Source organism: Pseudoalteromonas sp. KAN5, assembly GCF_022846535.1.
Lineage (GTDB): Bacteria > Pseudomonadota > Gammaproteobacteria > Enterobacterales > Alteromonadaceae > Pseudoalteromonas > Pseudoalteromonas haloplanktis.
The window spans coordinates 639,484-653,080 of the sequence record NZ_AP025589.1 but is presented as its reverse complement, the minus strand read 5'-3'; the positions used below and the strand labels follow the sequence as shown (position 1 = coordinate 653,080).

Annotated in this window: 9 protein-coding genes, 5 tRNA genes and 1 pseudogene; 4 read left to right on the top strand and 11 right to left on the bottom strand. The window is 40.7% G+C overall.

The genetic code is table 11. The features are described 5' to 3' along the window. Positions 1-92 precede the first annotated feature (92 nt). From lon to KAN5_RS02750, 9 genes and pseudogenes are all read right to left on the bottom strand, one after another. A pseudogene (gene lon, locus KAN5_RS02790) lies at positions 93-2,452 on the bottom strand (endopeptidase La). A 150-nt stretch (positions 2,453-2,602) separates the two neighbouring features. Next, complete coding sequence (gene clpX, locus KAN5_RS02785; RefSeq protein WP_016710234.1) at positions 2,603-3,886, bottom strand: ATP-dependent protease ATP-binding subunit ClpX; 1,284 nt, start codon at positions 3,884-3,886, stop codon at positions 2,603-2,605. 132 nt (positions 3,887-4,018) lie between these two features. Continuing rightward, positions 4,019-4,636, bottom strand: coding sequence for an ATP-dependent Clp endopeptidase proteolytic subunit ClpP (gene clpP / locus KAN5_RS02780; protein ID WP_016710233.1), 618 nt, complete (start codon positions 4,634-4,636; stop codon positions 4,019-4,021). A gap of 166 nt (positions 4,637-4,802) precedes the next feature. After that, positions 4,803-6,107 (bottom strand): trigger factor, encoded by a 1,305-nt coding sequence (tig, locus tag KAN5_RS02775; protein WP_016710232.1) that lies wholly within the window; start codon positions 6,105-6,107, stop codon positions 4,803-4,805. A 380-nt stretch (positions 6,108-6,487) separates the two neighbouring features. Beyond that, positions 6,488-6,564, bottom strand: a tRNA-Pro gene (locus KAN5_RS02770). Between the two features lie 70 nt (positions 6,565-6,634). Beyond that, a tRNA-Pro gene (locus KAN5_RS02765) sits at positions 6,635-6,711 on the bottom strand. A 17-nt stretch (positions 6,712-6,728) separates the two neighbouring features. Then, positions 6,729-6,804: transfer RNA gene (locus tag KAN5_RS02760), tRNA-His, on the bottom strand. A gap of 24 nt (positions 6,805-6,828) precedes the next feature. Further along, positions 6,829-6,905: transfer RNA gene (locus KAN5_RS02755), tRNA-Arg, on the bottom strand. Positions 6,906-6,965: 60 nt separating this feature from the next. Beyond that, a tRNA-Pro gene (locus tag KAN5_RS02750) sits at positions 6,966-7,042 on the bottom strand. A gap of 372 nt (positions 7,043-7,414) precedes the next feature. Between KAN5_RS02750 and folD the strand changes: the two genes are divergently transcribed. Continuing rightward, positions 7,415-8,269 (top strand): bifunctional methylenetetrahydrofolate dehydrogenase/methenyltetrahydrofolate cyclohydrolase FolD, encoded by an 855-nt coding sequence (gene folD, locus KAN5_RS02745; RefSeq protein ID WP_016710231.1) that lies wholly within the window; start codon positions 7,415-7,417, stop codon positions 8,267-8,269. Between the two features lie 63 nt (positions 8,270-8,332). Here folD and KAN5_RS02740 read toward each other — a convergent pair whose 3' ends face one another. Both KAN5_RS02740 and cysS read right to left on the bottom strand, forming a co-directional pair. Next, positions 8,333-9,220, bottom strand: a complete 888-nt coding sequence (locus KAN5_RS02740) for a DMT family transporter (protein ID WP_244390407.1) — start codon at positions 9,218-9,220, stop codon at positions 8,333-8,335. A gap of 119 nt (positions 9,221-9,339) precedes the next feature. Further along, positions 9,340-10,719, bottom strand: a complete 1,380-nt coding sequence (cysS, locus tag KAN5_RS02735) for a cysteine--tRNA ligase (protein WP_244390406.1) — start codon at positions 10,717-10,719, stop codon at positions 9,340-9,342. Positions 10,720-10,869: 150 nt separating this feature from the next. Between cysS and ppiB the strand changes: the two genes are divergently transcribed. From ppiB to KAN5_RS02720, 3 genes are all read left to right on the top strand, one after another. Further along, complete coding sequence (gene ppiB / locus KAN5_RS02730) at positions 10,870-11,361, top strand: peptidylprolyl isomerase B (protein WP_016710228.1); 492 nt, start codon at positions 10,870-10,872, stop codon at positions 11,359-11,361. Between the two features lie 110 nt (positions 11,362-11,471). Continuing rightward, complete coding sequence (locus KAN5_RS02725; RefSeq protein ID WP_244390403.1) at positions 11,472-12,215, top strand: UDP-2,3-diacylglucosamine diphosphatase; 744 nt, start codon at positions 11,472-11,474, stop codon at positions 12,213-12,215. Between the two features lie 525 nt (positions 12,216-12,740). Further along, positions 12,741-13,568 carry a CsgG/HfaB family protein gene (locus tag KAN5_RS02720; RefSeq protein ID WP_244390401.1) on the top strand — a complete coding sequence of 276 codons (828 nt, stop codon included), beginning with the start codon at positions 12,741-12,743 and terminating at the stop codon, positions 13,566-13,568. The last annotated feature ends 29 nt before the right edge of the window (positions 13,569-13,597 follow it).

The following is a 13,597-nucleotide window of genomic DNA, read 5'->3' as shown; positions in this document are numbered from 1 at the left end:
AGGCCACATAAGGCCTAGGCTTGAAAACCAGTGCTTAACTTATCATATCATCTAGATTTGAAAAGCCCTTTAATGCACTTTTTTTCGCTTTTTTACTGGTTTTTAGCTGTTTCGACTGAAAAACTCTCAACTGGGTGCACTAAAGCCAGTTTTAAAACCTCATCAATCCATGTAACTGGGTGAATATCAAGGCCTGCCAACACATTGTCAGGGATCTCTTTTAGGTCACGTTCGTTAATTTTTGGAATAATAACGGTTTTAATACCGCCACGGTGAGCGGCTAAGAGCTTTTCTTTTAAACCACCAATTGGTAACACTTCACCACGTAAAGTGATTTCACCCGTCATCGCCACATCAGCGCGCACAGGGTTACCGGTTAGACTTGATACTAACCCAGTAACCATCGCCGCACCGGCGCTTGGGCCATCTTTTGGAGTTGCCCCCTCAGGTACGTGTACGTGAATATCACGCTTTTCGTAAAAATCACTGTTGATCCTAAATGCATCAGCACGATTACGTACAACGGTCATCGCTGCTTGAATCGACTCTTGCATTACATCACCTAATGAGCCTGTGTAGCTTAGTTTGCCTTTGCCAGGTACTGCTGCACACTCAATTGTTAATAAATCACCGCCGACTTCAGTCCACGCTAAACCTGTTACTTGACCAATACGGTCGCCATCTTCAGCTTTACCGTAATCAAAACGCTGCACACCTAAAAACTCTTCTAGGTTTTGCTCATTGATAGTGACTACTTTCGTGTCTTTTTCGAGCAAAATGTTTTTTACAGCTTTGCGACATAACTTAGACACTTCTCGCTCTAAATTACGTACACCCGCTTCACGAGTGTAATAACGAATAATGCCAACAATAGCACTGTCTTCGATAACCACTTCACCCTCTTTTAAGCCATTACGCTTAACTTGTTTAGGGATCAAATGCTCTTTTGCAATATTTAGCTTTTCATCTTCGGTGTAACCCGATAAACGAATTACTTCCATCCGATCTAATAGTGGACCTGGAATATTAAAGCTATTTGAAGTCGCCACAAACATAACGTCAGATAAGTCATAATCAACTTCTAAGTAGTGATCAGCAAAATGACTATTTTGCTCAGGGTCGAGTACTTCTAGCAGTGCTGATGCCGGATCGCCACGCATATCCGAAGACATTTTGTCGATTTCATCTAATAAGAATAATGGGTTTTTAACGCCCACTTTGCTCATGTTTTGAATAAGCTTACCCGGCATTGAACCGATATACGTACGACGGTGGCCACGAATTTCCGCTTCATCGCGCACGCCACCAAGTGCCATACGAATATACTTACGACCCGTTGAGCGCGCAATCGATTGCCCTAGTGAGGTTTTACCAACACCTGGAGGGCCAACTAGGCATAAAATAGGCCCTTTAAGCTTATTAGTACGTTGCTGAACCGCAAGATACTCAATAATACGCTCTTTAACTTTATCAAGACCATGATGATCGCTGTCTAAAATCTTTTGCGCTCCGGCTAAGTCTTTTTTCACTTTAGAGCGTTTTTTCCACGGTACATTAATTAGCGTATCAATATATGAACGCACAACCGTAGCTTCTGCCGACATTGGCGACATCATTTTTAGCTTGGCAAGTTCTGAATTGGCTTTTTCTTGTGCATCGCTGCTCATGCCCGATTCTTCAATGCGCTTTTTCAACGCTTCAAATTCATCAGGCACATCATCAAGTTCGCCTAGTTCTTTTTGAATGGCTTTCATTTGCTCATTGAGGTAATACTCGCGCTGCGACTTTTCCATTTGCTTTTTAACGCGGGTACGAATTTTTTCTCAACTTGCAGTAAGTCAATTTCGCCTTCCATTAATGCCATTAAATACTCAAGGCGTTCTGTGACATTAGTGATCTCGAGCACTTTTTGTTTTTCAGGCACTTTCAATGGCATATGCGCAGCCATGGTATCCGCTAGGCGCGGCGCTTCATCAATGCCACTCACCGAGGTAAGTACCTCCGGCGGAATCTTTTTATTAAGCTTTACATAGCCTTCAAATTGATTAATGGCGCTGCGAATAAACACATCTTGTTCTTGCTCATCAATTTCTTCTGAGCCTATAAACTGCGCATTGGCAATAAAAAAGTCATCATTATCAATAAAGCTTTCTAGTTTTGCGCGTTGTGTACCCTCAACTAACACTTTAACAGTGCCATCAGGTAGTTTAAGTAGCTGTAGTACAGTGGCAATAGTACCAACACGATAAATATCGTCTTGCTCTGGCTCATCCACGGTTGCGTCTTTTTGCGCAACAAGGAAAATTTGTTTGTCTTTATCCATTGCCGCTTCAAGGCATTTAATAGATTTTTCACGGCCTACAAAAAGCGGGATCACCATGTGCGGATACACCACAACATCGCGCAGTGCCAGTACCGGGATTTCGACTCGATCTGTTCTCTCAAGCGTCATTATTTTTCTCTTCGCTCTTCATTTATTTTAAAGATTACTCAAGTATATGGGGATAACCTAGCTAAAGTTCAACAATTTAACCCAACAGAGTTAAATAAATTACAAAAAAAGGAGCACGAGGCTCCTTTTTGTAAATAAACTGGCTAAAGTTTATTCAGATGCCGCTTTATCTTGACCGGCACTTTGATAAATCAAAATAGGGTCAGACTCACCTTTGATCACGGTTTCGTCAATCACGACCTTACTCACATCTTCCATAGATGGCAGTTCATACATAGTATCAAGCAATACAGATTCAACGATTGAACGCAAACCACGTGCACCCGTTTTGCGTTCCATCGCTTTATGAGCGATAGCACGAAGCGCATCTTCACGGAATTCGAGCTCAACATCTTCCATACCGAATAATGCGCCATACTGTTTAGTCAGGGCATTTTTCGGCTCACTTAAAATTTGGATAAGTGCAGCTTCATCAAGCTCAGTAAGCGTTGCCACAACCGGTAAACGGCCAATGAACTCTGGAATTAAACCATATTTCACTAAATCTTCAGGCTCTACATCTTTAAACGTTTCACTTAAAGAGCGACTCGCCGCAGATTCTTTCACATCAACACCAAAACCAATGCCGGTGTTTTTATGACTACGCTGCTCAATCACTTTATCAAGACCTGAGAATGCACCACCACAGATAAATAAGATTTTTGAGGTATCAACCTGTAAAAACTCTTGCTGTGGATGTTTACGTCCGCCTTGTGGTGGCACTGATGCGACAGTCCCTTCTATCAATTTAAGCAGTGCTTGTTGCACGCCTTCACCTGATACATCTCGAGTGATTGATGGGTTGTCTGATTTACGTGAAATTTTGTCAATTTCATCAATGTAAACAATACCACGTTGCGCTTTTTCTACATCGTAATCGCATTTTTGCAATAACTTTTGAATGATGTTTTCAACATCTTCACCCACATAACCGGCTTCGGTTAATGTGGTTGCATCAGCCATAGTAAATGGCACATCAAGTAGGCGTGCTAATGTCTCTGCTAATAGTGTTTTACCACTACCAGTAGGACCAATTAGCAAGATATTACTTTTGCCTAATTCGATTTCAGTCTTCGTGTTTTGATTACGTAAACGCTTGTAGTGATTGTAAACCGCCACAGAAAGTACTTTCTTTGCATGGTCTTGGCCAATCACATAATCATCTAAGTGATTACGAATTTCTTTTGGTGCAGGCAGTTTATCAGAGGTATTGTGCTTAGGCGCAATGTCTTTGATCTCTTCCCTGATAATGTCGTTACACAGCTCAACACATTCATCACAAATATATACTGAAGGGCCGGCAATTAGTTTACGAACTTCATGCTGGCTTTTGCCACAAAAAGAGCAGTATAACAATTTATTACTTTTGTCGCCGTCTGTAGGAGTGTCAGACATTCAGCTACCTCATCTTATACGTTGGCTGCCAAACTACTTAGCAGCTATTTCAATACGCTTAACTATACCAAAAAAAAATGCTTTTCGCATAGTAAAGGCTTAGCTGGCGACATAGTCACCAGCTCAAAGGGTTTATTTACCTGCTCGGCTAGTAAAAACTGCATCCACTAAACCATAGTCAACAGCTTGACTTGCCGTCATAAAGTTATCACGGTCGGTATCGTGAGAAATCACATCCAATGGTTGTCCTGTATGTTCAGCCATTAAACGATTTAACTTATCTTTAATAGACAGGATTTCTTTAGCATGTATTTCAAAGTCAGATGCTTGACCTTGGAAACCACCTAAAGGTTGGTGAATCATTACACGTGAATTAGGCAAGCAATAACGTTTACCTTTAGTGCCACCAGAGAGTAAAAATGCCCCCATACTCGCCGCTTGACCAACACAAATCGTGCTTACATCTGGCTTAATGAAATTCATCGTGTCGTAAATTGCCATACCAGCAGTAACAGAGCCACCTGGTGAATTGATATACAAGAAGATATCTTTCTCTGGGTTTTCTGATTCTAAAAATAGCATTTGCGCTAAAATTAGATTGGCCATATTGTCTTCAACTTGACCCGTTAAGAATATGATTCGCTCTTTTAATAGTCTCGAATAAATATCATACGAGCGCTCGCCTTTCGCTGTTTGTTCAACAACCATAGGTACTAATGCATTGAGAGGATCTGTAATACCAGTGTTCATATTTATTTTATTCCTTATGCGCTTATACTTATCCTTATTTATAAGGAAGCATAGTTATCTTTTTAGCAAAATTGAAGGCCACAAACTAAAATGGCTCGGGCACACTGCATAATACAGAGTAACACGAGCCATTTAATCGTTAGCAGAGGCTTAAGTCAATGACTTATTAAGCGCCTTGCTGTGGATTCATGATGTCATCAAATGCTTTTTCAACGTCAGTTACATTTGCTTTAGCTAAAATAGCTTCAACAGCTTGCTCTTCCATTGCTACATTACGCATTTGTTGCATAAGTTGATCATTTGCTTTGTAGTATTCAACTACTTCTGTTGGATCTTCGTATGCAGAAGCCACTGTTGCAATTAATGCGTCTACTTTTGCATCGTCAACTTTAAGCTCATTCGCTTTGATCACTTCACCTAATAAAAGGCCAGTTTTAACGCGTGTTACAGCTTGCTCGTGGAACAGTTCAGCTGGAAGCTCAGGCATGTTTTTAGCATCGCCACCAAAACGTTGTGCAGCTTGTTGACGTAGTGCATCAATTTCTTGATCTACTAGCGCTTTAGGCACGTCGATTTCGTTGTTAGCTAAAAGACCTTTGATTGCTTGATCTTTTACGTTTGCTTTAACCGCTTGGTCAAGTTCACGTGACATGTTCTTTTTAACTTCTTCTTTAAGTGCGTCAACGCCACCTTCAGTTACACCGAATTTAGTTGCGAATTCTTCATTTAATTCTGGAAGCTCTTGTGCTTCAACTTTTTTCACTGTGATAGTGAATTGAGCCGCTTTACCTTTTAGGTTTTCAGCGTGGTAATCTTCAGGGAAAGTCACGTCAGAAACGACTTCTTCGCCTGCTTTTTTACCTACGATGTTATCTTCAAAACCAGGGATCATACGACCTTGACCAAGTTCTAATGGGAAATCTTCAGCTTTACCGCCTTCAAATACTTCACCGTCGATAGTACCTACGAAATCAACCGTTACACGGTCTTTCTCGCCAGCAGCTGCATCAACTTCAGCCCATGAAGCGTGTTGCTTACGAAGTGTTTCTAGCATGTTAGCTAAGTCTTCGTCAGTTACTGCTACTACTGGCTTTTCTACTGCAATTTTATCTAAACCTTGAACTTCTACTTCAGGGTAAACTTCAAATGTTGCAGCGAACTCTAAATCTTTACCTGCTTCAAGTGCTTTAGGAGCAAATGTAGGCGCACCAGCTGGGTTAATTTTTTCAGCTACGATCGCTTCGTAGAAGTTACGCTGCATTAATTCACCAGCAACTTCTTGACGAACTGCACCACCATAACGCTTGTTGATCACAGACGTTGGTACTTTACCAGGACGGAAACCATCAATACGCTGGGTTTTAGACAGTTGTTGTAAGCGTTTTTTTACTTCGGTCTCAACGTTCTCTGCAGGAACGGTGATAGTCAGACGGCGCTCAAGGCCTTGAGTCGTCTCAACAGAAACTTGCATGATATACCTCAATCTTCAATTTTGGCGACTGTTCGCCTTCCTTACAAACACGGTGATCACTATGCGCTTGATACGTTAAAAGTCACTTAAAGGACATTTAAACTCCATCTTCACTATACGATACCAATGCTGCTCTGCCCTTCGGGCACTATGTTAAACAATAGACGCGGCATTATAACCTAATATTTATGATAGTCGAGTCTAGGGGGCAATTATTTGGTTAGATCACGGATTATAGCAGTTGACTGGATGAAAAGTAGGCGCCCGAAGCTATCAGGAAAACAATAATTGTCGCTTTGAGTTAATAAATAGATTTTAGATGTTAGATGTTAGATGTTAGATGTTAGATGTTAGATGTTAGATGTTAGATTTTGAGAAAGTGGTCGGCGATGCAGGATTTGAACCTGCGACCCCTTGGACCCAAACCAAGTGCGCTACCAAACTGCGCTAATCGCCGATATTGAAGTATGAAACTTCGTTTTCTATTTGAACACTTAAACGGTGAGTTTAAGACCACTTTGAGAAAGTGGTCGGCGATGCAGGATTTGAACCTGCGACCCCTTGGACCCAAACCAAGTGCGCTACCAAACTGCGCTAATCGCCGATATTCTTTTTTGTAAATGGGGTGACTGATGGGGCTCGAACCCACGACAACCGGAATCACAATCCGGGGCTCTACCAACTGAGCTACAACCACCGCTATAATTACATATTTTCAAAATGGCGCACCCAGAAGGATTCGAACCTTCGACCGACGCCTTAGAAGGGCGTTGCTCTATCCAGCTGAGCTATGGGCGCATCGAAAACTTCATAGTTTACCAATAAGCCAATCGATTATAACAAAATTATAAATGAAAGTGGTCGGCGATGCAGGATTTGAACCTGCGACCCCTTGGACCCAAACCAAGTGCGCTACCAAACTGCGCTAATCGCCGATGCTTACTATTATCTGCGAGTGACCTCGTTGACAACGGGGTGCATAATAGTGATTTGACTGAGTCAGGTCAAACCTTTTTTTAAGAAAATAAATCAATCGGTCATTTTTAGTTCACAATGGTTAAATATTGCAAAACTAAGCTAAAATTTCGACTCTTTCATATTATTCGACTGTTTATATTAGAAAAGCAACTTAATATCAGAAAAGCAACTTGGCGCCTTAACGCTTTTCTGCGAAAATAGTAATACATATTGAAAGCGAGCAGTAGAGAGTATGTTTTCTACTTAGCATTATTACCCCTATTTTGTATGCACTCGTTTTTATTAAAGTATCGTTATATAAGTTAACTAACCCCAATTAAAGGTCACCCATGACGGCAAACATCATTGATGGTAAGGCAATAGCTAAACAAGTACGCAGTGCAGTAGCACAAAGAGTAACAGAACGTGTCGCAAATGGTCTTCGCGCACCTGGACTTGCCGTTGTACTTGTTGGGCAAGATCCAGCAAGCCAAGTTTACGTAGGCTCTAAGCGTAAAGCCTGTGAAGAAGTTGGATTTGTATCAAAATCTTTTGATTTACCAGCTGATACAAACGAGCAAGCATTATTAGATTTGATTGATGAGCTCAATAACGATGCACAAGTCGATGGTATTTTAGTGCAACTGCCATTACCTGAAGGCCTTGATGCTGAAAAAATTCTTGAGCGCATAACCCCGCTAAAAGATGTAGACGGTTTTCATCCCTATAATATTGGTCGATTAGCACAACGTATGCCTGCCCTTCGTCCATGTACACCAAAAGGGATTATCACTCTTCTTAATTCAACCGGTGTTAAATATAAAGGCATGCATGCCGTTGTAGTGGGTGCATCTAATATTGTTGGCCGTCCAATGGCACTTGAATTATTACTCGCTGGTTGCACTACCACTGTTTGTCATAAATTTACCCAAGATTTAGAAACGCATGTTCGCCGTGCTGATTTACTTGTTGTTGCTGTGGGTAAGCCTGAATTTATCCCTGGTGACTGGGTGAAAGATGGCGCGATCGTGATCGATGTAGGTATCAATCGTTTAGATACTGGTAAATTGGTAGGTGACGTTGAATATGATATCGCTGAGCAAAAAGCACACTTTATTACCCCTGTACCAGGTGGTGTAGGTCCTATGACAGTAGCAAGCTTAATTGAAAATACACTAGAAGCATGCGAAAAATACCATAGTTGATAAACTCGCGACGCTTGGCGCACCAAGATAGAAAAGGGTTGCTATTTAGCAACCCTTTTTTATTCATCGCGCGATTTTACGCCTGCGCCCTACTAACTTTAATAACTGGGGTAACACAGAAAAGAAAATCATTAATACCATCAGCATATATTGCCATGCTTGATATTGTTCATTTAATAGTACGACAGCGCAGATAATCCCCGCGATTGGGTTTGCAATAGTACCAAAAGTAAACTCAACCACAGTCATTCGCCCAAGCAGCCAAACATATAATGTATAAGCAAGCGCGGTATTCGGCACTACTAACCAAAAAAGCACAAACCACTGGCTGGGGGTAAACACTTGAGCAAGCACTTGATAGGCCTGTGGTTCAATATACAATGCTTGCACTAACGCTGCGATTGCCAGCACGGCGCCACCTAGAATGAGCTGCCACGTCAGTACTGTCCACCAATGAATATGTGTCGTGATCTTTTGTACCAAAGTACTCCCAATCACTATTGTCAATAATGCGCCTATCAGAGCAACAATACCTAACATGTTAAGTGTAACGTGTTGCGGATCGAATAGTCGCCACGCCAAATAAACTAATGTTAACGCACACACCGACTGTAATAACGCAGGCCGTTGTCCTTTAAACAGCCATGCATACAATAAGGCCACAACAGGCACGGAAACCATGCCCACGCCTGCAATTGCAGCAGGCAAGTTGATCGCCATCACAAAGATAAAACTAAAAAATAAAGCGATATTAACGAATGCTAATATAATTAAGCCTCGCCACTGTCTTAACTGTGGCCAAGTTGGTTTGATAAGCAACAATAATAACCCCGCTGGCAATGCTCGTATTGCACCCAGTAAAATTGGCGGCCAATCAGGTGTTGCATACTTAGTCACAGCATACGTGGTACCCCAAAGAAATGCTGGGATCATAGCGAGAAGAATATTCATTTCATTCCTTGTTATATTGAAGAAATGTTAAGGTAAAACCTCAATGTCAGTTGAGGTCAATATAGAAAACAAAAAAGGTTGCCAATGAGGCAACCTTTTAAACGAGAAATAAAGTTAACTTACGCTTTACGCCACGTCGTTTTACCTGCTGAATCTTCAAGTACGACGCCTAATGCGTTAAGTGCATCGCGTGCTTCATCAGCTGCGGCCCAATCTTTATTTGCACGGGCATCGTTACGCTTAACTATAAGCGCTTCAATTTCAGCGACTTCGTCATCCGCTTGACCACCTTGTAAAAACATTTCAGGAGCTTGCTGTGCAACGCCCAGTACTTCACCAATACTGCGTAAGGTATACGCCAATTTTCCTGCTTGCTCAGTATCTGAGTCTTTAACACGGTTAAGCTCTTTAGCAAGTTCAAATAAAACTGGCAGCGCTTCTGGAGTATTAAAGTCATCATTCATGGCTTTTCTAAATTTAGCGACATACTCGTTACTTTCAAGCTCACACGCAATAGGCTCAACATTACGCAACGCAGTATAAATACGTTCAAGTGAAGAGCGAGCTTGGTCTAGATTCTCTTGCGAGTAATTTAGCTGGCTACGGTAATGACCTGAAATCAAGAAATAACGGACTGATTCAGCGTCATACTCGTTAAGCACATCACGAACGGTAAAAAAGTTGTCTAATGATTTAGACATCTTTTCTTTATTTACTTGCACCATGCCGGTGTGGATCCACGTGTTTACGTATTTCCCGTTATTTGCACAGCACGATTGCGCAATTTCGTTTTCATGATGCGGGAACTGTAAATCCGAACCACCACCGTGAATATCAAAATGCTCGCCTAAATGCTTAGAGCTCATTGCTGAACATTCAATGTGCCAACCAGGGCGACCCTCACCCCAAGGTGATGACCATGATGGTTCACCTGGCTTTGCTTTTTTCCACAATACAAAATCAAGTGGATCGTCTTTATCTTGGGCAACTTCTACCCGCGAGCCAGCTTGTAACATAGTTAAGTCTTGTTGCGATAATGCACCGTATTGCTCAAAGGTAGACACATCGAAAAGCACGTCACCGTCGGTTGCAACATAGGCATGGCCTTTTGTAATCAAGCGCTCAACCATCTCAATAATTTCATCCATGTGCCCTGTTACTGTTGGTTCAACATCGGGGCGTAGCATATTTAAACTATCAAAGTCTTCATGCATAGCTTTGGTCATGCGTACGGTTAAATCATTAATCGCTTCGCCATTGTCATTGGCACGCTTAATAATTTTGTCATCAACATCTGTGATGTTACGTACATACTTTAAATCGTAACCTAAGTGACGAAGGTAGCGCACTATTACATCAAAACCAACAAAGGTACGAGCATGCCCAATGTGACAGTAATCATAAATGGTGATACCACACACATACATGTCGATTTTGCCTTCGACCATAGGTTTAAATTGCTCTTTTTGACGCGTGAGTGTGTTGTAAATATTTACCATTTATTTTTAATCCTTGACTGTTTACTTAGTTGGCTATGTTACCACTTGCAAAGCCCCTGCTCTAGCGCTTTATCAAATCAATAAGCACTTTGTTAATCTTAGCTAACTAAGATAAAATAGCGCTAATTAAATCAGCTAATAGGAAACCTCATGGTTGTTCTACACACAAATTTTGGTGATATCACCATTAACATGCACAAAACAGAAGCACCAAACACGGTTAAAAATTTTTTACAGTATGCTAATGCTGGCTTTTATGACGGTACTATCTTTCACCGTGTAATCGATGGTTTTATGGTTCAAGGTGGTGGTTTTGAACCTGGCATGATTCAAAAAGAAGTGCATGATCCTATTCAAAACGAAGCAAATAATGGCCTTTCGAACAAAAAAGGCACATTAGCAATGGCACGTACGCCAGATCCACATTCAGCAACGGCCCAGTTTTTCATTAACGTGAACGACAATGATTTCTTAAACTTTAGCAGTGAAACATCACAAGGCTGGGGTTATTGCGTATTTGCAGAAGTAGTAGAAGGCATGGACGTAGTTGAAAAAATCAAAGCCGTTGCTACTGGCAGCTCAGGCTTTCATCAAGATGTACCGCTTGATGACGTTATCATCAAAAGCGTAACTGTAGACTAAGTTAGCTTTGTGCTCACTTAGTCTCAAGCTCGCGACTTGAGGCTGGTGGGTATATTATAAAGCGGATATTTTATCCGCTTTTTATTTTTCGTTAACATGACCGAGTCACAATGCGCCAAACTTACTTTATTGCCGATCTACATTTAACTGAGAGCCGCCCTGATATAAGCGCTGCTTTTTACCAATTCTTAGATAACCACATCGTAAATCAAGATGTAGATGCATTATATATTTTAGGTGACTTCTTTGAGGTATGGGTAGGCGATGATTATGTTACGCCTCTATCAACTCAAGTAGCAGCTCGACTTAGGCAAGTGAGTGACAACGGTACCCCAGTATTTTTTATTCATGGCAACCGTGACTTTATCATGCGAAATGGCTACGCGAAAAAAGCTGGCATGACCTTACTCAACGAACAAACTGTTATCGATTTATACGGTACGCCAACTGTTATTTTACATGGCGATGAAATGTGTACTCAAGATATTGAGTATCAAAAATTTCGCAAAAAAGGCCGTGGTTGGTGGTGGCCGCGTTTAATGCTGGCACTGCCTCTGTGGTATCGCCGTGGTGTTGCCAAAAAAGCACGCGAAAAATCAAAACAAAACCAAGCAGGTAAAGCGTTAGAAATTCTTGATGTAACAGAAGACGCCGTGCTTGACGTTTTTGCTAAACACCAAGTCACTAATATGATCCACGGACATACCCACCGCCCTGATGTGCATCATTACAATATAGCTGGTACGCAACTGACGCGCACTGTTTTAGGTGACTGGTATAGCCAAGGCTCCTACTTGGTGGTAACTGAAAAACAGCAAACCCTAATTAGCGAGCCATTTGAAGAAAATGAATAATGTTATTTTCTAGCAAAATTTCCTTTATTAGATATGTTCAAGAAAACAGTTCACCTCGACTCTCCCCATTATTTTTGCTAAAAATCTCTTATAGTGTACCCACATGGAAATTCAGCTTAACTAAAAGAGGGGAGTCACCTCTAAGCTTGTCATACTAAAAAAGGTAGTTTTCCTTCATACACCTCTTTCCATTTGCTAGTCACCATCTTTTATTACTTGTTCAGTATGTTTTAATTTCAGCTAAGTCGTCTTTTGAGCTTTAAGTTTATTTAGATGTACTTTCCATAGCTACTTTCGGATGAACATAAATTAATACTTTTGCACTACTAGCAATTACTTCCTTTAAAAGCAAAAAAAATGAACGTTACTGATTGAGGTAAACCGTACCTTGAGTAATCCCAAAAAAGAATAAAAAACAATCAGGTTATAAATTTATTAAAATCAACACTTTAAGTTTATTGTTTCACATTATAGAATTAACACCAGCTGAACAAGCTAATAAATTAAAACTACTCAAGGATAAAAATGAAAACAGGAAATTTAATCGCACTTGCTATTTCTTCTGCAATTTTAAGTGGGTGTGTCTCAACCGATACAAAAACTACAACTAAAGTTCAAACTAATGGAGTTAAAGAAGTACGAGAAAATGAACATGGAGAAGAGATTACAGTTGTAAAAACATTAAGATGCCCTTCTCCCGTAGCGAAAATAACAATTTCTCCAATGAAATGTAAATCATCACAATGCCAAGAAGATAATTATAAAGGTAATGGTTTTGCGGCTATGGTACAAACTTTAGCTAAAAAAGAGAGTGTAGACTTCTCCCTTATTGGTGAGTCTATGACAACAATGATGACTTCATCACTGTCACAAACAGGGTGTTTCGACGTATTAGATAGAGAAGTTTTAGAAGATCTAAGACAAGAAATGGCTTTAGCTGGAAAAACTATAGAAGTCGATACGTCTGATTTCATAGTCACAGGTGCAATTACATCGCTAGAGTATGCGAAAGAAGAGTCTTCATTTGGAGGTGGATTAATCCCGTTCGGTGGAGCCGTAACAAACTCAGAAACAACAGCAAAAATTGGACTTGATGTAAGAGTCTTAGATGTTAATTCATCAAAAATTGTATATACAAAAACTTACAAATCTGATGCCTCAAATGACAACTATGGATTTGGATTATTTGGAGCTGGTAGTGGAGGCATAGCAGGCGGTGGAATGTCTTTCGGAGGTTCTTTAGAAATGGAAGAGGCAATCAGACACGTTTTAAATAATGCAGTCTCTGATTTCATCAAAAGTACAGCAAGTGGACGCTATGAAGAAGTTGAGACCATCATAGAAGAAAGCTAATTTTCAGTACTGCTGTATTAACGCAGATT